The sequence below is a fragment of the Streptomyces longhuiensis genome (genome assembly GCF_020616555.1).
Taxonomy (GTDB): Bacteria; Actinomycetota; Actinomycetes; order Streptomycetales; family Streptomycetaceae; genus Streptomyces; species Streptomyces longhuiensis.
Map to the genome: position 1 here is coordinate 1854693 of NZ_CP085173.1, position 20857 is coordinate 1875549.

Consider the following 20857-nt stretch of genomic DNA (forward strand, 5'->3'; position numbering starts at 1 on the left):
CACCCACGTTCGCGTTCCGACATCCCCTTGGAGTGCCCATGGCAGCCCCGGCCGCCCCACCGTCCGTCCACCCCGTCGACGAGGTGCCGCCCGTGCGGCAGCTGGCCGCGTTCGGCCTTCAGCACGTGCTCGCCATGTACGCGGGCGCGGTCGCCGTGCCGCTGATCGTGGGCGGCGCGCTGAAGCTGTCGCCCGCCGACCTCGCGTATCTCATCACCGCGGATCTGCTGGTGTGCGGCATCGCGACGCTGATCCAGTGCGTCGGGGTGTGGCGGTTCGGCGTCCGGCTGCCGATCGTGCAGGGCTGTACGTTCGCCGCGGTCTCGCCGATGGTGATCATCGGTACGACCGGCGGCGGGCTTCCCGCGATCTACGGGGCGGTGATCGTCGCCGGGCTCGCGATGATGGTGCTCGCGCCGGTCTTCGGCAGGCTGCTGCGCTTCTTCCCGCCACTGGTCACCGGCACGGTCATCCTGATCATCGGCGTCTCGCTGCTGCCGGTGGCGGGCAACTGGGTTGCGGGCGGCGCGGGTTCGAAGGACTTCGGCGCCCCGAAGAACGTCGCGCTGGCGGCGTTCGTCCTCGTGGTGGTCCTCGCGGTGCAGCGGTTCGCGCCGCCGTTCCTGAGCCGCGTCGCCGTGCTCATCGGCATCGTCGTCGGCACGGCCGTCGCCGTGCCCACCGGTTTCACGGACTTCGGCGGTGTCGGTGACGCGCACTGGGTGGGCATCAGCACGCCGTTCCACTTCGGTACGCCGACGTTCCACGGCGCGGCGATCGTGTCGATGCTGATCGTGGCCCTGGTGACGATGACCGAGACCACGGGCGACTTCATCGCGGTGGGCGAGATGACGGGGCGGCCCGTCCAGCCGCACTCACTGGCGGACGGCCTGCGCGCGGACGGCTTCTCCACGGTCCTCGGCGGCGTGTTCAACACGTTCCCGTACACCGCGTTCGCCCAGAACGTCGGGCTCGTGGGCATGACGCGGGTGCGCAGTCGCTGGGTGGTCGCCACGGCGGGCGGGATCCTGGTGCTGCTCGGCCTGCTGCCCAAGCTGGGCGCGGTCGTCGCCGCGATCCCGGCGCCGGTGCTCGGCGGCGCGGGCCTGGTCATGTTCGGCACGGTCGCGGCGAGCGGCGTGCGCACACTGGCCCGGGTCGACTTCGCCGGCAACCACAACCTGACGGTCGTCGCCGTGTCGGTGGCGATCGGCGTGCTGCCGGTGGGCGTGCCCGGGATCTACGCCGAGTTCCCCGACTGGTTCCAGACGGTCATGGACAGTGGGATCAGCGCGGGCTGCATCACGGCGATCGTGCTCAACCTGCTGTTCAACCACCTTCCGGGAAGCGGGAGTTCAGCCTCCGAGGCCGCCGGCACCGCCGGAGCCCCCGTCACCTAGCCGGTCGTCCTGCCGGGCGGCCGCCGCGAGGACGCTGTCGAGAAGGCCGGGGAAGAGCTCGTCCAGTTCCGCGCGGCGCAGCACGCTCATCTTGGCGGTGCCCCGGTAGATCTGCCGGATCACGCCGCTCTCGCGCAGGACGCGGAAGTGGTGCGTGGTGGTCGACTTCGTGACCGGGAGGACGAAGTGCGAACAGGAGAGCTCGCTGTTCTCGCCCTCCTCCGCCAGTTCCCGCACCACCCGCAGGCGCATCGGGTCGGCGAGCGCGTGCAGCACCGACTCCAGGCGGATCTCGTCACGCGTGGGGTGAGCAAGCGCCCTGCTGCTCGGTGCGGCGGTCGTCACGGCGGCTCCACTTCGTTCGGCCCGGTGTGCGGATGGGGATGGCGGGTGCGGATGCGTTCCTGTTGCGTCGGGGTTCATTGTACGAGACCCATCGTAGTTTGACAGGTGCCGTACTACGATGCCTATCGTACGAGGACCCGCCACGCCCGTCGTGAACGTATAGGAGTCTGCCGTGAGCGCGCTGTTCGAGCCCTACACCCTTCGGTCGCTGACCATCCCCAACCGGGTCTGGATGCCGCCGATGTGCCAGTACAGCGCCGCTCCCGAGGGCCCGGACACCGGCGCCCCGAACGACTGGCACTTCGCTCACTACGCGGCCCGCGCCGCCGGCGGCACCGGCCTCATCATCGTCGAGGCCACCGGTGTCAGCCCCGAGGGCCGCATCAGCCCGTACGACCTCGGGATCTGGAACGACACCCAGGTCGAGGCGTTCCGCCGGATCACCGCCTTCCTCAAGGCGCACGGCACCGTCCCCGGCATCCAGCTCGGGCACGCGGGCCGCAAGGCGTCGACCGACCGCCCCTGGAAGGGCGGCGGCCCCGTCGGCGCCGACGCGTACGGCTGGGACTCGGTCGCGCCGAGCCCGCTCGCCTTCGACGACAAGCACGCGGCCCCGGCCGAGCTCACCGTGGCGCGGATCCGCGAGATAGTCGCCCAGTTCGCCGACGGCGCCCGCCGCGCCCTGGACGCGGGCTTCGAGGTCGCCGAGATCCACGGCGCGCACGGCTACCTGATCGGCCAGTTCCTCTCGCCGCACTCCAACGTCCGCACGGACGAGTACGGCGGCTCCTTCGACAACCGGGTGCGCTTCGCCCTGGAGGTCGTCGACGCCGTGCGCGAGGTGTGGCCCGACGACAAGCCGCTCTTCTTCCGCATCTCCGCCACCGACTGGCTGGAGGAGAACGGCTGGACGCCCGACGAGACCGTGCGCCTCGCCACCCTCCTCAAGGAGCACGGCGTCGATCTGCTCGACGTCTCGACCGGCGGCAACGCGTCCGGCGTCCGTATCCCGGTCGGCCCCGGCTACCAGGTCCCCTTCGCCGCGCGCGTGAAGGCCGAGACGGAGCTGGCCGTGGCCGCCGTCGGCCTCATCACCGACGTGGAGCAGGCCGAGAAGATCCTCGCCAACGGCGAGGCAGACGCCGTCCTGCTCGGCCGCGAACTGCTGCGCAGCCCGTCGTGGGCGCGCTCGGCGGCGCGCGAGCTCGGCGGGAACGTGCACGTGCCGGACCAGTACCACCGCTCGGTCTGAGCCCCGGCGGTACGGCGGTCGGTCAGGCGTCCGGGCGCTCAGCCCTTGTCCTGCTCGCCGTACCGCTTCTCGAACTTGGCGACCTGCCCCTCGGAGTCGACCACCCGCGCCTTGCCCGTGTAGAAGGGGTGCGACTCGGAGGAGATCTCCACGTCGACGACGGGGTACGTCTCGCCGTCGTCCCACTCGATCGTCTCTTCGCTGGCGGCCGTCGAGCGGGTCAGAAAGGCATAGCCCGCCGACCGGTCACGGAACACCACGGGGCCGTAGGCGGGCTGTTTGTCCTGCTGCATCGTGTCTCCTTCAGCGCGCGGTTCAGCGCACCGGCTCGTCGACGGCCGGTACGGGCCTCTCAAGCCTCACCCGGAAGCGGCCGCGCCGCGACTCCGTCCGCTGCCGGTTCACTGAAGCGCGCCCCCCTACGGAAGCACGCCCGCCTGAAGGAGCGCGCCTACAGGAGCGTGGCCGTGAGGTCGGGGCCCGGCCCGTCCACGTACGCGTCGTCGTCGAACGGGTACAGCGGCCGCTCGACCCGGTGGTGTCCCAGGCGCAGGAGGTCCTGGTCGACGCCGCCCGGGGTGAGGGCGAGCAGCCAGTCGGCGGCCATGTCGTGGAGTTCGGGCTCCAGGTATCCGATCTTGACGACGACCAGGTCGTACGTGCGCGGGTCGACGCCGAGGCCACCGTCCGCGGGGCCCATGAAGTCGGCGAGCGTGTGGAACGGCTTGCGGCGCTCCACGAGGACGACGGTGAGTCCGCCGACGCGCACGGCCGCCATGTCGACGCCGCGGTCGTACGCGCCGCCCTCGGCGCGGTCCTTCTGCTCGGTGGCACGCTGCAACGCCGTGACGGTGCCGGTGAGTTCGTACGGTCCGCCGTGACCGGCGTCGACCTTGCCGCCGACACTGAGGGTGACCTCGGTGCCCACGCCCGCCTCGAAGCAGCGGGCCACGGCGACCGGGTCGGTGATGCCGGGGTGCACGGCCGTGACCTCGCCCGTGCGGATGGCGTCGTTGGCGAGGAGCTTGCCCAGCATGTACGCGAGGTCACCGGCGCCGCCCGCGGTCGGGTTGTCACCGGAGTCACTGATGAGGAACGGGCGCCTGTCGGAGGCGACCGCCTTCTCGATGCACTCCTCGGCGCTGCCGGTCGGGCCGACGAAGACGAAGTCCCTGCGGGCGTCCCAGTAGCGCCGGGCGAGCTTCTCGGCCTCCGCGGCGGCGAGTGGGGCGTCGTCGCCGGTGACGACGATGGCGGCCTTGCAGCGCGGCTCGTCCGCCCAGGCGTAACCGACCCACATCGCCGCGTCGAGGATGCCCTCCTTGCGCTCGATGTCGGTGAGCGAGGCGTAGAGGGACTTGGCGGGTTCGAGGCGGGTGCTGGTCTTCTCGCCGGGCAGCAGGACGGGGACCTGGACCCAGGCGCGGTGCGGACGCGTGCCGTCGCGCAGGCAGCGCACGAGGTTGCGGGCGGCGCGCTCGCGGGTGTCCCAGGCGTCCTCGTGCGGGGCGAGGCGATGGGCCGTGAGCAGGTCGCACGGGTCGGCGAAGCGGCGCGAGACATTGCCGTGCAGGTCCATCGCGGCGGACAGCAGCGGGCGGGTGCCGTGCGCGTCGAGGGCGGCGCGGACGGCGTCCGTCAGGTCGCCCTCGGCGTCGGTGAGGCCGATGACGCTCATGGCGCCGTGGATGTCGTAGACCATGCCGTCGAGAGGGCCCGCCTCGCGTATGCGGGTGACGAGTTCGTCCTTGAGGACCAGGTACGAGTCCGCCTCGACGGGGCCGCCGGGCAGCGAGGTCGCGTGCAGCAGCGGCACCCACTCGACCACGTCGGCGAGGTCGGAGTCGGGGCGGGTCCAGGTGTAGCGGTCGAGGAGGTCCTGGCCGCGGGTCTGCCGGAAGTCGTCCGTGGTGGAGCGGTGCGGGCAGAACGTGGAGGACTCGATGCCGATGCCGCCGATGCCGATGCGCAGGCGGCGTGCGGGGGCCGTGCTCGTCATGCTGAGGCGCTCTCTTCCTGAGGGAGGGGTGCGGTGGGGAGGTTGTGGCGCAGGGCGGTGAGGCCGGCGCCGAGCAGTCCCGCGTCGGGGCCCGTGACCGTCGTGGTGATCTCCAGGTCCGCGGTCGCGAGCGGCAGGCAGCGCTCGTACAGGACTCCGCGGACGGCGGCGACCAGCGGTTCGGCGGCGGCGAGCGCGCCGCCGAGGGCCACGACCTGCGGGTTGAAGAAGTTCACGACGACGGACAGGACCGTGCCGATGTGCCGGCCCGCGGTGCGGACCAGGGTGGTGGCCTGCGGGTCGCCGTCGGCGACGAGCTGGAGGAGCTCGGTGGTGGAGGCCACCTCGACGCCCCGCCCGGCGAGTTCGCGCATCAGCGCGGCGCCGCTGGCGACCGTCTCCAGGCAGCCGATGTTGCCGCAACTGCACGGCCGGTCCTGCGCGGCCTCCACGCGTACGTGGCTGATGTCGCCGGCACAGCCGTTGGCTCCGTCGTGCGGGCGGCCCGCGGAGATGATGCCGCTGCCGATGCCTCGGCCCGCCTTCACGACCACCAAGTGGTCGAGGTCGGGGCGGGCGGCGCGGTGCTCGCCGACGGCCATCATCGTGGCGTCGTTCTCCACGGTGACGGGCAGGCCGAGGCGTTCGGCGAGGACGTCGCGCAGCGGGTAGCGGTGCCAGCCGGGCATGCGGGACGGGCTCAGGACGCGCCCCTCACCAGGCTTGACCGGGCCGGGGAAGCCGACGCCGAGCGCGCGCACGGTGCGGCCCGCCTCACGCTGCCGCGCGGCGAGTTCGGTGACCTGGCCGCAGAGCCAGTCGACGGCCGACTCCGGCCCCACGGTGATGTCGTGCGGCAGGTCGACGGCGTCGAGGACGGTCCCGTCGAGGCCGACCACTCCGAGCCGCGCGTGATGGCTGCCGAGGTCGGCGGCGAGCGCGACACCGCCCTGGGCCCGCACGCGCAGCAGACGGGGGCGCCGCCCGCCGCGCGAGGCGCCCTCGCCGGACTCGGTGAGCACGCCGGCCGCCACGAGTTCCTGCACGCGCAGCGAGACGGTGGAGGGGGCGAGGCCCAGCTCCCGTACGAGGTCGGCCCGGGAGGTGGCGGCGCCCGAGGAGACCAGGTGCAGGATGTGCTGCGCCGACCCCGGTTCGCCCTGCGATGTGTCGGACATACCGCCCTCTTGATTGCTCGGTTGCTTGGTTGCTTGGTTCAGCGCGTGGGGTTCGTTGAGCTCGTTCGGCGCGTTGGTTCGATGTCTTTCTTCGATGAATGATCGAACCCTAGACCGATCCGAACCAAGATGGCCATACCTTCGAGCCGAAGAAGTATTTGCCGAATGAAGCTATTGACTTGTTTTCGTCGACCGGCCTAGCGTTCGGGCGCCGCCCCGTCGCACTCCGGTACGGGGCCGTCCCCCGTCCCCTTGGAGGCCCTCCGGCATGCGCTCATTCAGGTCAACGGCCGCCGCCGTCCTCGTCCTCGCGGCGGCGCTCACCGGCTGCACGCACGAGGGCGGCGGCATCGCCATGGGGCCGACCGGCGGCACCCCCGTGGAGGGCGGCACGGCCACGATGGCGCTGCCTCCCGCCGCCACGCCGAACTGGATCTTCCCGATCGGCGCGCCCGGCTACGGAGCCTCGTACAACTACGGCATCCAGACCCTGCTGTTCATGCCGGTCTACGACGCCGTGCAGCTCAAGGGCGAGCTGACCACGCACGGCCCGAGCACGCTCGGCCTCGAACCGGAGTACAGCGACGGCAACACGACGGTGACCGTGCCGCTGCGCGAGGGCGTGAAGTGGTCCGACGGGAAGCCGGTCACCTCCCGCGACCTCGAGTTCTGGTTCAACCTCGTCAAGGCGAACAAGGCCGACTGGGGCAGCTACTCGGTCGGCACGATGCCGGACGACGTGAAGCGGTTCGAGGTCGTCGACGACCACACGGTGCGGCTGCACCTCGACCGGGCGTACAACCCCGACTGGTTCACGGCCAACCAGCTCACGCTGATGCGCGCCCTGCCCCAGCACGCCTGGGACGCCACGGCCGACGGCGGCGGGGTCGGCGACCACGACCGCACCACCAAGGGCGCCAAGGCCGTCTTCGCCCGTCTCACGCGGCACGCCAAGAGCCTCGGTTCGTACGGCAGCGACCCTCTGTGGAAGACGGTCAACGGACCCTGGAAACTCGCCGGTTGGCGCGACAGCGGCCAGGTGACCATCGTCCCCAACGAGAAGTTCACCGGCCCCGACTCCGAGCGGCCGCACCTGGACAAGGTCGTCTTCAAGCCGTTCACCACCGCCGACTCCGAGTACAACGTGCTGCGCTCCGGCGGGGTCGACTACGGCTACATACCGCCGTCCGTCATGGCGCAGAAGGCGAAGTTCGAGGACAAGGGGTACCGCGTCGATCCGTGGGAGGGCTGGGCGGCGACGTACATCGTCTACAACTTCAACTCCACGCACGCCGGGCCCCTGATGAGCCAGCTGTACATCCGTCAGGCGATGCAGCACCTCGTCGACCAGAAGGCGATGAGCGACGTCATCTGGCAGGGCAGCGCCACCCCGACGCTCGGCCCGGTGCCGGTGACGCCGAAGAGCCAGTACCTGTCGCCGGCCATGGCGAAGAACCAGTACCCGTTCTCCGTACGCGCGGCGCGCGAGCTGCTCGCCGCGCACGGCTGGAAGACCCGCGACGGCGTCGCGCGGTGCGCACGCCCGGGTACCGGCGACGACGAGTGCGGCGCCGGCATCGAGGAGAACGCTCCCCTGGAGATGACCCTGCTCTCGCAGTCGGGTTCCACCGAGACGACGAACATGATGCAGGAGCTGAAGTCGTCGCTCAGCCGGGCGGGCATCGACCTGGCCGTGCGCCAGCAGCCCCTGAACTCGGTGCTCGGCAACTCCGTGCCGTGCACGGCCAAGGACCCGGGCTGCGACTGGGACATGTCGTTCTTCGGTACGGCCGGCAGCTGGTACTACCCGCTCAACCCGAGCGGCGAGCAGCTCTTCTCCACGGGCGCCTCCGCCAACTTCGGCAACTACAGCGACAAGAAGGCCGACCGGATCATCCGGGCCGTGCAGTACTCACCGGACATGAAGGCCGTCCACCAGTACGGCGAGTACCTCGCGGGGCAGCTGCCCGTGATGTGGATGCCGAACCCCGCGTACCAAGTGTCGGTGATCCGCAACGATCTGCGGGGCATCGAGCAGAACCCGACCGTCACGTTCGCGCCGCAGCACTGGTACTTCGTCAAGAACGACAAGCACCACACGAACGACACGAACAACAAGCAAGCCAAGAAGGGAGCCGCGAAGTGACCGGCTTTCTGGTCAAGCGCTTCCTGCAGGCCCTCGTCGTCCTGTTCCTGGTCTCGGTGATCGTCTTCACCCTCCTGCATCTGCTGCCGGGCGGCCCGGCCCGAGCCATCCTCGGCCCGAAGGGCACCCCGCAGCAGATCGAGCACTTCAACCACCAGCAGGGCTATGACCGTTCACTGCCGACGCAGTACGTGATGTATCTGAAGCGGCTGGTCACCGGCGACCTCGGCGACTCGTACAAGCTCAACTCGCCGGTCTTCGACCTGCTCGAGCAGCGCCTGCCGAAGACGCTGCTCCTGACGGTCCTGTCCACCGTCCTCGCCGTCGTGATCGCCGTACCGCTGGGCCTGCTCCAGGCCGTGCGGCGCGGCAAGGCCTCGGACTACGCGCTCACGGGGCTCGCCTTCCTGCTGTACGCGACGCCCGTCTTCTTCCTCGGCCTCATCATGATCATCCTGTTCGCGCAGGTCATGCCGATCTTCCCGGCCGAGGCACCGCAGGGCGAGACGATCGGTCAACTCCTCGGCGACTTCACCGGGTTGGTCCTGCCGGTCGTGACGATGGCCTTCGGCATCGTGGCGATGTTCAGCCGCTACATGCGCTCCGCCGTGCTCGACAACCTCACCGAGGAGTACGTCCGCACGGCCATGGCGAAGGGCCAGTCCAGCCGGCGGATCATGGTCAGGCACGTCCTGCGCAACGCCCTGATCCCTCTCGCGACCCTGCTCGGGCTCTACCTCCCGACCCTGTTCAGCGGCGCCCTCGTCGTCGAGTCGATGTTCAACTACCCGGGCATGGGGCTGCTGTTCTGGAACGCGGCCCAGGGCTCCGACTTCCCCGTGCTCCTCGGCGTGACCCTCGTGGTCGGCATCGCCACGGTCCTCGGCTCGCTGCTCACCGACATCCTGTACGCCGTCCTCGACCCCCGGATCCGGAGCGTGGCATGAGTACGTCCGCCGTCCTTCCCGTCCAGCCGGGCCAGGAGGAAGCCGCGCAGGCCACCCCCTCCCTCGCCCGTCGCACGCTGCGCGTCTTCACCGGCAACAAGCTGGCCCTGACGGGCGTCGTGGTCCTGGTCCTGCTGCTCGCCTTCTGCTACCTGGGCCCACTCGTCCACCCGAACGAGCAGATCCACACGGATCTCGCGCAGGCGAACCTCTCCCCCGGCACCGCCGGGCACCTCCTCGGCACCACCGACCTCGGGTACGACCTGCTCGGCCGGCTCATGGTCGCCGGGCGGACCTCTCTCGAGATCGGCCTGGCGGCGGGCCTGCTGGCGACGCTGTTCGGCACCGTGTACGGGGCTGTCGCCGGGTACTTCGGGGGCTGGGTCGACGCCGCGATGATGCGGGTCACCGACGCGGCGCTGGCCATCCCCGCGATGTTCCTGCTCGTCGTGGTCGCCGCGATCATCACGCCCAGCAAGGGCATCCTCATTCTGATCATCGCCGGGGTCGCCTGGCTCTCCCCCGCCCGTCTGGTGCGGGGCGAGGCGCTGTCGCTGCGCAACCGTGAGTACGTCCAGGCCATGCGGATGATGGGCGGCGGCGGCACGCGGGCCGTGTTCAAGCACATCGTGCCGAACGCGATCGGCACGGTCATCGTGAACTGCACGTTCCAGATCGCCGACGCCATCCTCTACGTCAGCTATCTCGCGTTCCTCGGACTCAGCATCCCGCCGCCGTCCGCCGACTGGGGCTCGATGCTGTCCGCCGGCATCACCTACACGCAGAACGGCTACTGGTGGCTGATCTTCCCGCCGGGCATCGCGATCGTCCTGGTCGTCGCCGCGTTCAACTTCATCGGCGACGGGCTGCGTGACGCGTTCGAAGTACGGCTGCGGAAGTAAGGGACCGAGGCATTGAGGAAGACAGACATGACCGAGCCCCTGCTCAGGATCGACGACCTGCGCGTCGACATCGCCACGCGCGACCGCACCGTCCACGCCCTCGACGGGATCTCCCTCGACCTCGCCGCCGGTGAGGCGCTAGGCGTCGTCGGCGAGTCCGGCTGCGGCAAGACGATGACCGCGCTCAGCGTCCTCGGGCTGCTGCCGCCCGGCGGACGGGTCACCGGTGGACGCGTCCTGTTCGACGGAGTGGACCTGGCCGCCGCGCCCGCCCCCGTCCTCCAGGACGTACGCGGCAACACCATCGGCATGGTCTTCCAGGACCCGCTGACCTCGCTCAACCCGACCATGACGATCGGCCGGCAGGTCACCGAGCCGCTCCTCCTGCACCGCGGCGTCTCCCGCAAGGAGGCCTGGGCACGCGCCGAGGAGACCCTCCGGCTCGTCGGCATGCCCCAGCCCGCCGAGCGCATGAAGGCCTATCCGCACCAGCTGTCGGGCGGCATGCGCCAGCGGGTCGCCATCGCCATGGCGCTGGTCTGCGAGCCGAAGCTGCTCATCGCCGACGAGCCGACGACCGCGCTCGACGTCACGACCCAGCACCAGATCCTGGAGCTGATCGACGACCTGCGCGAGCGGCTCGGCATGGCGATGATCCTCGTCACGCACGACCTCGGCGTCATCGCGAACCGTGTGGACCGCGTCGCCGTCATGTACGCGGGCAGAGTCGCCGAACAGGCCGACGTACGAGACCTGTTCGCCCGGCCGCGCCACCGCTACACGGAGGCCTTGTTCGCGGCGCTTCCGGAGCGGGCGGGCGACGGAGGGACCGAACTGCACACGATTCCCGGGCTGCCGCCGAACCTGACGGTGCGGCCGGAGGGCTGCCGGTTCGCGCCGCGCTGCGTGTTCGCCACGGACGAGTGCCGCTCCCAGGAGCCGCCGCTCGCCGACGACGAACTGCGGGGTACGGAGCACCGGTTCGCCTGCTTCCATCCGGTGCCTGACGTGTCCGCGCGGGGCAAGGCGGCCGACGTCATCGCGCCCGCCGCCGTCCCCGCGCAGTCGGCACCGGGCGCGCCGCTTCTCGAACTCGACGGCCTCGTCAAGGAGTTCCCGCTCAAGGGCGGTCCGTTCTCGCGCGGTCGCGGCACGGTCAGCGCCGTGGGCGGGGTGTCGCTGACCATCCGCAAGGGCGAGACGTTCGGCATGGTCGGCGAGTCCGGGTGCGGCAAGACGACGCTCGGCCGGATCGTCGCCGGTCTGGAGGACCCGACGGCCGGATCGGTGCGCTTCGGCGGCGAGGACCTCGCGGGCCTCACGCGGGCGGGGCGCCGGGCGCACCGCCGCCGCATCCAGCTCATGTTCCAGGACTCGACCGCGGCCATGGACCCGCGGATGCGGGTCGGCGAGATCCTGCGCGAACCCCTCGTCATCCAGGGAGTCGGCAGCCGCGCCGAGCAGGAGGCGCAGATCGACGGGCTCCTCGACGCCGTGGGGCTGCCGCGCGGGGCCGTGCACCGCTATCCGCACGAGTTCTCCGGCGGCCAGCGCCAACGCCTCGGCCTGGCGCGGGCGTTGACGCTGTCGCCCGATCTTGTGGTCGCGGACGAGCCGGTCTCGGCGCTCGACGTGTCCGTGCAGGCGCAGATCCTCAACCTGATGCGGGAGCTCCAGCGTGAGCGCGGCCTGACGTACCTGTTCATCTCGCACGACCTCGCGGTGGTGCGCTACCTCGCCGACACCGTGGGCGTCATGTACCTCGGCAAACTCGTCGAGACCGGTCCCGCGGAGGAGGTGTACGCGCGGCCGCTGCATCCGTACACGCGGGGTCTGCTCGACACGGTCAACGTGCCCGATCCGTCGGCCGCGGCCGGTTCCGGGTCCCCGCTGACGGGCGAGACGCCGTCCGCGGCGAAGCCGCCGTCGGGGTGCAGGTTCCGCACCCGCTGCCCGCTCGCGCAGGACGTCTGCGCCGAGGTCGAGCCGCCGGTCGCGGCGCCGCGCGGGGCCGGCCACCAGGTGGCCTGTCACTTTCCGCTGCCGGTGCCGGAGCAAGTGGCCGCCCAGCCGGTGTGACCTGCGGCGACGCCGCCTTCGGGGGTGACTGTCAGTGGTCGGGTGCAGACTGGGCCGTACCTGAGACAAAGGCGTCCTCGGAGGTGTCGGGCATGACTGAAGTGCTGCTGACGGTTGGCACGCGCAAGGGGCTTTTCATCGGCCGCAGGCGGGGCGGCGGCGCGTGGGAGTTCGACGAAGGCCCGTACTTCAACTCCCAGGCCGTGTACTCGGTGGCGATCGACACGCGGGGCGACGTCCCGCGACTCCTCGCGGGCGGTGACAGTGCGCACTTCGGCCCGTCGGTCTTCCACTCCGACGACCTGGGCCGTACGTGGACGGAGCCGTCACGCCCCGCCGTCAAGTTCCCCAAGGACACGGGGGCCTCGCTGGAGCGCGTGTGGCAGCTGCACCCGGCCGCCGCCGAGCGGGACGTGGTGTACGCGGGCACCGAGCCCGCGGCGCTCTACCGCTCGGAGGACCGGGGCGAGACGTTCGACCTGGTGCGTCCGCTGTGGGAGCACCCGACGCGGTCGAAGTGGGTCCCCGGCGGCGGTGGCGAGGGCCTGCACACGGTGGTCACCGATCCGCGTGACGCCCGCGCGGTGACGGTCGCGGTGTCCACGGCCGGGGTGTTCCGCACCCGGGACGGCGGACAAAGCTGGGAGCCCGCCAACTCCGGGGTCTCGGCGGTCTTCCTGCCGGACCCGAACCCCGAGTTCGGCCAGTGCGTCCACAAGGTCACGCAGGACGCGGCCGACCCGGACCGCCTCTACCTCCAGAACCACTGGGGCGTGTACCGCAGCGACGACGGCGGTACCCGGTGGAACGACATCGGGACGGGCCTCCCCTCGACGTTCGGCTTCGCCGCCGCCGCGCATCCGCACCGCGGGGACACGGCGTACGTCTTCCCGATCAACGCCGACTCGGACCGCGTGCCCGCGGAGCGGCACTGCCGCGTCTTCCGCACGGAGGACGCGGGCAGGACCTGGGAGCCGCTGACGGCGGGGCTCCCGCAGGGCGATCATTACGGGACGGTGCTGCGCGACGCGATGTGCACGGATGACTCCGACCCGGCGGGCGTCTACTTCGGCAATCGCAACGGCGAGGTGTACGCGTCGGCCGACGACGGGGACAGCTGGCGGCAGTTGGCCTCCCATCTGCCGGACGTGCTGTGTGTGCGGGCGGCCGTGGTCGGTTGATCGGCCCGTCCGTCACGGCAGTAGGGTGACGCCCGTGGCACCACGACCCTTGCACGAAATCGTAGAAGCCGGCTGGGCCAAGGCCCTCGAACCCGTCGCCGGACAGATCACCGCCATGGGTGAGTTCCTGCGCGCGGAGATCGCCGCGGGACGCACCTACCTCCCGGCCGGGGCGAACGTGCTGCGCGCGTTCCAGCAGCCGTTCGACGAGGTGCGGGTCCTGATCGTCGGCCAGGACCCCTATCCCACGCCGGGACATGCCGTCGGGCTCTCGTTCTCGGTCGCGCCCGAGGTGCGGCCGCTGCCCGGCAGTCTCATCAACATCTATCGCGAGCTGAACACGGACCTGGGCCTGCCTCAGCCGTCGAACGGTGACCTGACGCCCTGGACGCGGCAGGGCGTACTCCTGCTGAACAGGGCACTCACCACCGCCCCGCGCCGCCCCGCCGCACACCGCGGCAAGGGCTGGGAAGAGGTCACGGAGCAGGCGATCAGGGCGCTGGCCGCGCGCGGCCGCCCGCTCGTGTCCGTCCTGTGGGGCCGCGACGCCCGCAATCTGCGGCCCCTCCTCGGCGACCTGCCGTCCGTGGAGTCCGCGCACCCCTCCCCCATGTCGGCCGACCGCGGGTTCTTCGGCTCGCGCCCGTTCAGCCGGGCCAACGACCTCCTGGCGCGGCAGGGCGGGCAGCCGGTGGACTGGCGGCTGCCGTGACGCGCGAGCCCGCCGCTGCCGAGCCCGGACCGGGCCACGGCGGGGACGATCCCGCGGGCCCCCGGTGGGTTCTCGGCGTCGACTCCGGCGGCTCCGGTCTGCGCGTGGCACTCGCGTCGGCCGGGGACCTCGCACGTCCCGAGACGACGGTGTCCCGCGAGCCCGTGCGCACCGGCGCGGCGGGCATCGACGCCGGGCACCTGCTCGAACAGTTGCTTCCGATGGCCCGGGACCTGCTCGCCCGCGTCGGCGGCCGCGGCCCCGGCGTGCCGCGCCTGAGCGCCGTCGCCGTCGGCGCGGCCGGCATGGCCACGCTCGGCGACGGACTGCGGGCCGAACTCCCGGCCGCCCTCGCGGCCGAACTGGGCGTACGGCGGCTCGCGTTGGCCGCGGACGGGGTCACCGCCTACGCGGGCGCCCTCGGCCAGCGGCCCGGCGCGGTCGTCGCCGCGGGCACGGGCATGATCGCGCTCGGCACGGACCTCACCTCCTGGCAGCGGGCCGACGGCTGGGGGCATCTCCTCGGCGACTGCGGTGGCGGCGCGTGGATCGGGCGTGCGGGCCTGGACGCGGCGATGCGTGCCCACGACGGGCGCCGCGGAGGCTCCGCCGCGCTGCTCGCCCTCGCCGAGGAGCGGTTCGGCCCGGCGGCCGGGCTGCCGGCCCGGATCTACCCGCGCACGGACCGTCCCGCCGTCCTCGCCGCCTTCGCGCCCGACGTGGCCCGCGCCGCACTCGACGACTCCGTCGCCGCCGGCATCCTGCGCGAGGCGGCCGGACATATCGCCGAGGCGGCGGCCGCGGTGTGCCCGGCGGGCGACGGCAGTGAAGTGGCGCTCACCGGCGGCCTGTTCAAGATGGGCGAGCCGCTGCTCGCCCCGCTCCGCGCCGAGCTCGCGGAGCAACTCCCGTACGCCGACGCGGTGTCGGCGACCGGCGACCCCCTGCACGGTGCGCTGGTGATCGCCGCCGCGCTCGCCGTCGACGGGCTGCGCCTGCCGTGCGACGGCCGCCTCCTCCACGTCCCCCAGGAGGCGGCCGACCGCTGACGGCGGTCCTTGCACCCCTTCTGACCTGGACAGTTGAGCCATTCGTAACTGAAAGGATAAATACGGACGGATACCGCTCAGCTGCCCCCTCCCCGAACAAGGGAGACCCGTGAGCCAGTAGCATGCGGCGGCATGAGCTCCCCCACTGGGCCTGCATCCGGCCTGCCTGTACGAATGCCGCGACCCCGTCAGCCCGGTCGGCACCGCCGCCCGGAACCCGTGGCCGCTCCCGAGGGCGCACCCGCACTCGTCCTCGCGGTGCCCGGCACGCCCAGCAACGCCTCGCGCAGCCTCGCCGAAGAGGTTGTCAGCATCGCCCGCTCCGAGCTGCCGGGCCTCGACGCCCGCATCGGATACCTCGACGGTGACGACTCGGAGGCCGCCGAGGCCTCGGCGTTCGCCGAGTTCCCCTCCCTGCGGGCCGTGCTCTCGCGCGCCGCGAAGGAGCGCACCGCCCGTTTCGAGCAGGCCCGTGCCGCGGGCGCCGACGTCGCGGAGCCCGACGGACCGGTCGCCGTGGTCGTGCCCCTGCTCGCGGGCCCGGACAGCGCGCTCACGCGCCGCATCCGGCAGGCCGTGATCGACAGCCGTACGGCCGCCGAACTGACGGATGTCCTCGGCCCGCACCCGCTGCTCGCGGAGGGCCTGCACGTGCGTCTGTCGGAGGCGGGCCTGGCCCGTGCCGACCGCGCCCGGCTGTTCACGGTGGCGACCGCCGCCGACGGCATCATCCTCGCCTCGGTCGGCGGCGACGAGGCCGTCCAGGCGGCCGGGATCACCGGCATGCTCCTGGCCGCGCGCCTCGCGGTGCCGGTCATGGCGGCCGCGCTCGACGAGGAGGGCGCCATCGCGGCGACCGCCGAGCAGCTGCGCGGCTCCGGCTCGCAGCAGCTGGCGCTCGCCCCGTACCTGATCGGCCCGGAGATAGACGCCAGCCTCCTCGAGGCGGCGGCGAACGAGGCCGGCTGCGCGTCCGCCGAGTCGCTGGGCGCCTACCCGGCGATCGGCAAGCTGGCCCTGTCGAAGTACACGACGGCGCTGGGCATCGCCCCGCAGCAGCCCCAGGGCGCGCCGGTCCTCTAGAGGACCCGGACCGTACAGAGGCACCGGCGACGGGCCCGAACCCCGGTGGGGTCGGGCCCGTCGCCGTACCCGCTCGGGAACGGTCTCAGCCGAAGATCACGCAGGACGCGGCGGGCGCCTCGATGGAGCCGCTGCGGCGCGGGAGACCGGTCTCACGGTCCACGGAGAACCACGTCACGTCGCCGGACCGCTCGTTCGCCACGTACAGGAAGCGGCCCGAGGGGTGCAGGGCCAGGTCGCGCGGCCAGTCGCCGCCGCAAGAAACGGTGGCGCGCAGCGTCGGCCGGTCTCCGGTGGGGTCGAGGGCGAGGACGGAGATGACGTTCGCGCCGCGGGTGGCGGTCCACAGGAAGCGCCCGTCGGGCGATACGACGACCTCGGACGGGAACGCGTCGCCGTGCGGCGCCTCCGGCAGCACGGAGATCTCGCCGAGCGGCTGCAGGGCGCCGCCCTCGGCGTCCCAGTGGCAGACGGTGACGGTCGGCGTGAGCTCGTTCAGGATGTACGCGCGGTCGCCGCGCGGGTGGAAGGCGAGGTGGCGCGGTCCCGAGCCGGGCCGCAGCGCGACCTCGCGGTGCACCTCGAGGCGCCCGTCCTGCATCGAGCAGACCCGCACGGAGTCGGTGCCGAGGTCCACGCTGACGGCCCAGCGGCCGCTGGGGTCCGGCATCACCTGGTGGGTGTGCGGGCCCTGCTGGCGCTTGGGATGCGTGCCCGAACCCTCGTGGCGCAGCACGTCGGTGGACTCGCCGTCGAGGGTGCCGTCGGCGCGCAGCCGTACCGAAGTGACGCTGCCGGAGCCGTAGTTGGCGGTGAGGACATGGCCCTCGTACAGGGCGAGATGGGTGGGGCCCGAGCCGCGCACGAGCACACCGCGCCCGGCGGGTTCCGGCTTGCCGTCCCCGGTACGGAACGCGGCGACGGCCCCCTCGGAGGTCTCGCTCACCGCGTAGAGGATGTCGCGCGCGGGCGAGAGCGCAAGGTACGAGGGGTCGGGAAGCGAGTCGACGACGCTGAGCACGGTGAGTGAGCCGCTGTCCATGTGAACGGACGCGGTGAGGATCCCGGAGCCTCCCGCGGCGGTGAAGGATCCGATGTACGCCCGTCCGCCCTGCCTGTCGCCCACACGAATCCCCTTGCACCGCATGCACGGTGAGCCCGGATGCTCGCCGTTCGTGCGGCCGACGGTAGCAGCGGGTCTAGACCAGGAAGTCGCCGGACGCCCTGGCGAGTGCCTCGGGATGCTGTACGTACGCCGGCGTGCGCTCCGTGGTGTCGTACGTGCGGTGGAAGACGGGGGTGGCCGAGCCGGAGATCGGCGGCACGATCCAGGACCAGTCGGCGCCGACCGTCCGGCCCCTGCGCTCCTCGCGGTCGAGGTGGGTGAGGAAGCGCCGGGACTCGGTGTGGTGGTCCGTGACGGTGACGCCGGCGCGGTCGAAGGAGTACAGGACGGCGCGGTTCAGCTCGACGAGGGCGCGGTCCTTCCACAGGGAGCGGTCGCTGGTGGTGTCGAGGCCGAGACGATCCGCGATACGCGGCAGAAGGTCGTAGCGGTCGGTGTCGGCGAGGTTGCGGGCGCCTATCTCGGTGCCCATGTACCAGCCGTTGAAGGGGGCGGCCTGGTAGCAGATCCCGCCGATCTCCAGGCACATCGTGGACAGGGCGGGCACCGCGTGCCAGCGCAGGCGCAGCCCGGCCCACCAGTCATGATCCTCGTGCTCGATGGGGACTTCGAGGACCGCGTCGGGCGGCAGGTCGAAGCAGCGCGGCTTGTCGTCGGTGCCCTGGACGATCAGGGGCAGTACGTCGAAGGGGGTGCCGTCGCCGCCGCGCCAGCCGAGGCGCCGGGCGAGCGCGGTGAGGCCCTCGTTGCGCGGGTCGCCGACGACACGGCCGTCGCGCTGGACGTACCCCGCGTACCGGATGAGCTGTTCGTTCCAGATGCGCGGTCCGGGGCGATCCGGCGCGTCGGGTGCGAAGACGGTGATCAGGGGGCGGATGCGGCCGCCCTGGGAGGCCCCGCGCAGGTGGTCGGCGCAGGCGGCCGCGATGTCCTCGGCGGCGGTGAGGTCGCGGCGGTCACGGACGTGCAGGGAGTTCCAGTAGAGGCGGCCGATGCAGCGGTTGGCGTTCCGCCAGGCGACGCGGGCCCCGAAGGTGAGCTCGCGCTCGGTGTGGCGATACGTTCCCGTCTCCGCGATCTCGGCGTATGCCTCCGCCAGGCGTGGGGCCGGGTCGCCGAGCCGCTCCTCGGCGTGGTGGGCGCGGATGAAGTCGGAGGCCGCGGGCCAGAGTTCCGGGGTGTGGGGAGCCGGGTCACGGGGGTCGGGGCTGCGGGGGTGGCCGATGCCTGCGGAGGCGTGCCGGCGGGCGGCGCCCTCCGGACAGCGAGCGTGCCGCTCCTGGAAGCCTCCGCCCCAGGCGTCGGCTCCGTCTCCGCGCGCGACTTCGTCCCACGCAGCGACTCCGTCCCATGCCGCGCCGGAGTCCCTTGCCTCGGCCCGGCCCCGGCCCGCGGCTCCGTCTCTTGCCTCGGCTCGGTCCAGCCAGCCGGCGGGACCGTCGGTTCGCTGTGGTGTATCGGGCATGGCGCACTCCCAGGGGGTCCCCGGCCGCGGGCCCTCCCGCGGGGCCGCGCACTCCGTGCGTCCACATGATGCCGCTGCGTCACCCATCCGGGGGCCGATCCGTCGTCTACGTGACAGGCGAATCCGCCCCCGGCCACGCCGGGCCGTCCGCCTCACGGGACGTCGCCGCAGGTGGGAGGCGCGACGTAGGGCCGCGACCGTACGCGAGATCAGAGTCCGGCCAGCGAGGAGCGCGAAGGGCACTGCGGGGGCGCGAAATATCCAGCGCGCGCCCTCCCCGTGGGCTGAAGGCGCGAGGGCTCAGGCGCCGACCGCGACCCGGTCGGATCCGCGCAGGGGGACGGCGAGTTCGAGCAGTGCCTGCTCCAGGGCGTGGAGATGGGCCAGCACGGGTTCGCCCTCGACGAGCTGCGGCACCGCGGCCGATGCGGTCCGGCTGCGGTGCCCGCCCGCCGGGGCGTCGGTGAGCGCCTCGACGGCGGTCTCGACGCGCCAGCAGGCTGCGGCGAGCCGGGCGTCGTGCGAGGCCTCCGGGTCGGCGACGACGGAGGCGAGCCCGCGCACCTCGCGCGCACAGTCGTCGAGCAGCGCGAGCACGTGCCGGGCCCGGCCCATCCGCGCCCGCATCGGGCTGAACGGATGCACCAGCGGCGCCAGCGAGAGCCGCACCCTGCCGAGGATCGTCTCCAGTTCGGCCACGCGCCGGGCCGGGTCGGCCGTCGGTGAGCCCGCGAGCCGGGCGGCCGCCTCGGCGGTGCAGGCGTGGACGCAGCGCAGGGCCCGCTCGACCCACGCGTCGGTGACGGCGTGTGTGGTCACCGGCAGCACGAGCAGCACCGCGAGCACGGCGCCGAGCGCTCCTACGGCGGTCTCGCCGACCCGCAGGGCGAGCAGCGCCGGGTCGAGCACGCCGAGCAGCCCGTACAGCATGCTCGCCATGACGGTGACGGCGAGCATCATCCACGTGTACGAGACGGCGGCGGTGTAGAAGATCCCGAACACGCTGAGCGCGACGATCACGGCGGCCGCGACCGGCTCGTCGTGCAGCGGCACGGCCACGGCGAAGCCGAGCACGATGCCGAGCACCGTGCCGAGGAACCGCCGGAATCCGCGTACGACGGTCTCCCCGCGGGACGTCGTGTTCACGAACACCCACCACGTGGCGCCCACGGCCCAGTACCACCGCTGGTCGGACAGCACCTGCCCGGCGGCGAGCGCGAAGCCGGCACCCACGGTCGCCTGCACGGCCTGGCGCGTCGTGATGCGCGCGAGCCGGCTCCCGCCGGTGGGCGCCGGCACCGCCGCGGGCGCCGGCAGCCGGCGCTCGTAGCACCACAGCCCGAACCGCACGACGGACGCGGCGGCGAGCGAGAGGAGTACGGCGGCGTACAGCTCGGGGAGCTGGTCCGGCACGGTGTGCAAGAACTGCGCGGCAAAGAAGGTCATGAACGCGAACACGCCGAGGGAGTGTCCGCGCGGCCCCCACCGCCGCGCGTACACCCCGGCGCCCACGACCGCGAGGAACGCCAGGTCACGGGCGACGGGCACGTCGTGCAGCACGGCCGCGAGCCCGAGCACCGGAAGTCCGACGGCCGGGAGCAGCGCGGTCGTCACGGCCTGTCCGCGCACCGTCGCGTCGGCCACCGTGAAGAGGGCGAGCAGCGCGGCCAGGCCACCGGTGATGGCCGCGACGAGCGAGTGTCCGGCGAGCCCGCACAGGGCCACCGCAAGGCTGATACCGAGGACGCCACGGGCCGCGAAGCGCAACCGCAGCCGCCCCGGATCCGGAGCCACGAACACCCTCTTCAGCACAGCCACCCACCCTTTCCGCGTCACCGCGGAACTCCGCATGAAAAAGGCGCCGCGGAGATCCCGCAGCGCCATCGACGGAAACATCAGAGCATCTCAAGGGCCTATGGATCAACAGCGGGCGAAACCCTTGGGCCAATGGCCCAGTCACATGCCCCGCGCGTCGGCCGGAAGGGGACCAACG

17 protein-coding genes are annotated in these 20857 nt (G+C 72.3%); 10 read left to right on the forward strand and 7 right to left on the reverse strand.

Translation table 11 applies throughout. The annotated features are described in order from the left end of the window. Positions 1-38 precede the first annotated feature (38 nt). A complete protein-coding gene (locus tag LGI35_RS08825) occupies positions 39-1400 on the forward strand; it encodes a nucleobase:cation symporter-2 family protein (RefSeq protein ID WP_227293342.1) in 1362 nt (453 codons plus the stop codon). Here the strand turns inward: LGI35_RS08825 and LGI35_RS08830 are convergent. Next, positions 1356-1745, reverse strand: a complete 390-nt coding sequence (locus tag LGI35_RS08830) for an ArsR/SmtB family transcription factor (protein WP_227293343.1) — start codon at positions 1743-1745, stop codon at positions 1356-1358. The genes LGI35_RS08825 and LGI35_RS08830 overlap by 45 nt on opposite strands. A gap of 172 nt (positions 1746-1917) precedes the next feature. Here LGI35_RS08830 and LGI35_RS08835 point away from each other — a divergent pair, with 172 nt between their 5' ends. Beyond that, the gene (locus LGI35_RS08835) at positions 1918-2997 is read left to right on the forward strand and encodes an NADH:flavin oxidoreductase/NADH oxidase (protein ID WP_227293344.1); all 1080 of its coding nucleotides are present in this window, start codon (positions 1918-1920) and stop codon (positions 2995-2997) included. Between the two features lie 38 nt (positions 2998-3035). Here the strand turns inward: LGI35_RS08835 and LGI35_RS08840 are convergent, their stop codons facing one another. From LGI35_RS08840 to LGI35_RS08850, 3 genes are all read right to left on the reverse strand, one after another. Then, on the reverse strand, positions 3036-3290 hold the full coding sequence (locus LGI35_RS08840; RefSeq protein ID WP_227293345.1) for a type B 50S ribosomal protein L31: 255 nt from the start codon (positions 3288-3290) through the stop codon (positions 3036-3038). A 158-nt stretch (positions 3291-3448) separates the two neighbouring features. Next, positions 3449-4996: a M81 family metallopeptidase gene (locus LGI35_RS08845; RefSeq protein WP_227293346.1), complete on the reverse strand. Its 1548-nt coding sequence runs from the start codon at positions 4994-4996 to the stop codon at positions 3449-3451. Further along, positions 4993-6174, reverse strand: coding sequence for an ROK family transcriptional regulator (locus tag LGI35_RS08850; RefSeq protein ID WP_227293347.1), 1182 nt, complete (start codon positions 6172-6174; stop codon positions 4993-4995). The genes LGI35_RS08845 and LGI35_RS08850 overlap by 4 nt, the downstream gene beginning before the upstream one ends. 268 nt (positions 6175-6442) lie before the next feature. Here LGI35_RS08850 and LGI35_RS08855 point away from each other — a divergent pair, with 268 nt between their 5' ends. From LGI35_RS08855 to LGI35_RS08890, 8 genes are all read left to right on the forward strand, one after another. Beyond that, on the forward strand, positions 6443-8320 hold the full coding sequence (locus tag LGI35_RS08855; protein WP_227293348.1) for a peptide ABC transporter substrate-binding protein: 1878 nt from the start codon (positions 6443-6445) through the stop codon (positions 8318-8320). After that, a complete protein-coding gene (locus LGI35_RS08860) occupies positions 8317-9267 on the forward strand; it encodes an ABC transporter permease (RefSeq protein ID WP_227293349.1) in 951 nt (316 codons plus the stop codon). Before LGI35_RS08855 ends, LGI35_RS08860 begins: the two co-directional genes overlap by 4 nt. Continuing rightward, positions 9264-10169 (forward strand): ABC transporter permease, encoded by a 906-nt coding sequence (locus LGI35_RS08865; protein ID WP_227293350.1) that lies wholly within the window; start codon positions 9264-9266, stop codon positions 10167-10169. Before LGI35_RS08860 ends, LGI35_RS08865 begins: the two co-directional genes overlap by 4 nt. 27 nt (positions 10170-10196) lie before the next feature. Continuing rightward, positions 10197-12248: an ABC transporter ATP-binding protein gene (locus tag LGI35_RS08870; protein ID WP_227293351.1), complete on the forward strand. Its 2052-nt coding sequence runs from the start codon at positions 10197-10199 to the stop codon at positions 12246-12248. A 92-nt stretch (positions 12249-12340) separates the two neighbouring features. Further along, positions 12341-13429, forward strand: a complete 1089-nt coding sequence (locus LGI35_RS08875; protein WP_227293352.1) for a WD40/YVTN/BNR-like repeat-containing protein — start codon at positions 12341-12343, stop codon at positions 13427-13429. Between the two features lie 34 nt (positions 13430-13463). Beyond that, complete coding sequence (locus LGI35_RS08880; RefSeq protein WP_116500267.1) at positions 13464-14141, forward strand: uracil-DNA glycosylase; 678 nt, start codon at positions 13464-13466, stop codon at positions 14139-14141. Then, on the forward strand, positions 14138-15190 hold the full coding sequence (locus tag LGI35_RS08885) for an N-acetylglucosamine kinase (protein ID WP_376570879.1): 1053 nt from the start codon (positions 14138-14140) through the stop codon (positions 15188-15190). The genes LGI35_RS08880 and LGI35_RS08885 overlap by 4 nt, the downstream gene beginning before the upstream one ends. Before the next feature lie 132 nt (positions 15191-15322). Next, positions 15323-16273 (forward strand): sirohydrochlorin chelatase, encoded by a 951-nt coding sequence (locus LGI35_RS08890; protein ID WP_116500265.1) that lies wholly within the window; start codon positions 15323-15325, stop codon positions 16271-16273. A gap of 85 nt (positions 16274-16358) precedes the next feature. Here the strand turns inward: LGI35_RS08890 and LGI35_RS08895 are convergent, their stop codons facing one another. The 3 genes from LGI35_RS08895 to LGI35_RS08905 form a co-directional block, all read right to left on the reverse strand. Continuing rightward, entirely contained in the window at positions 16359-17399 is a 1041-nt protein-coding gene (locus tag LGI35_RS08895; protein ID WP_423835691.1) for a lactonase family protein, read from the reverse strand. A gap of 73 nt (positions 17400-17472) precedes the next feature. Next, positions 17473-18864 carry a nitric oxide synthase oxygenase gene (locus LGI35_RS08900; protein ID WP_227293353.1) on the reverse strand — a complete coding sequence of 464 codons (1392 nt, stop codon included), beginning with the start codon at positions 18862-18864 and terminating at the stop codon, positions 17473-17475. A gap of 300 nt (positions 18865-19164) precedes the next feature. Beyond that, positions 19165-20676, reverse strand: coding sequence for an FUSC family protein (locus LGI35_RS08905; protein WP_227293354.1), 1512 nt, complete (start codon positions 20674-20676; stop codon positions 19165-19167). Positions 20677-20857: the final 181 nt, after the last annotated feature.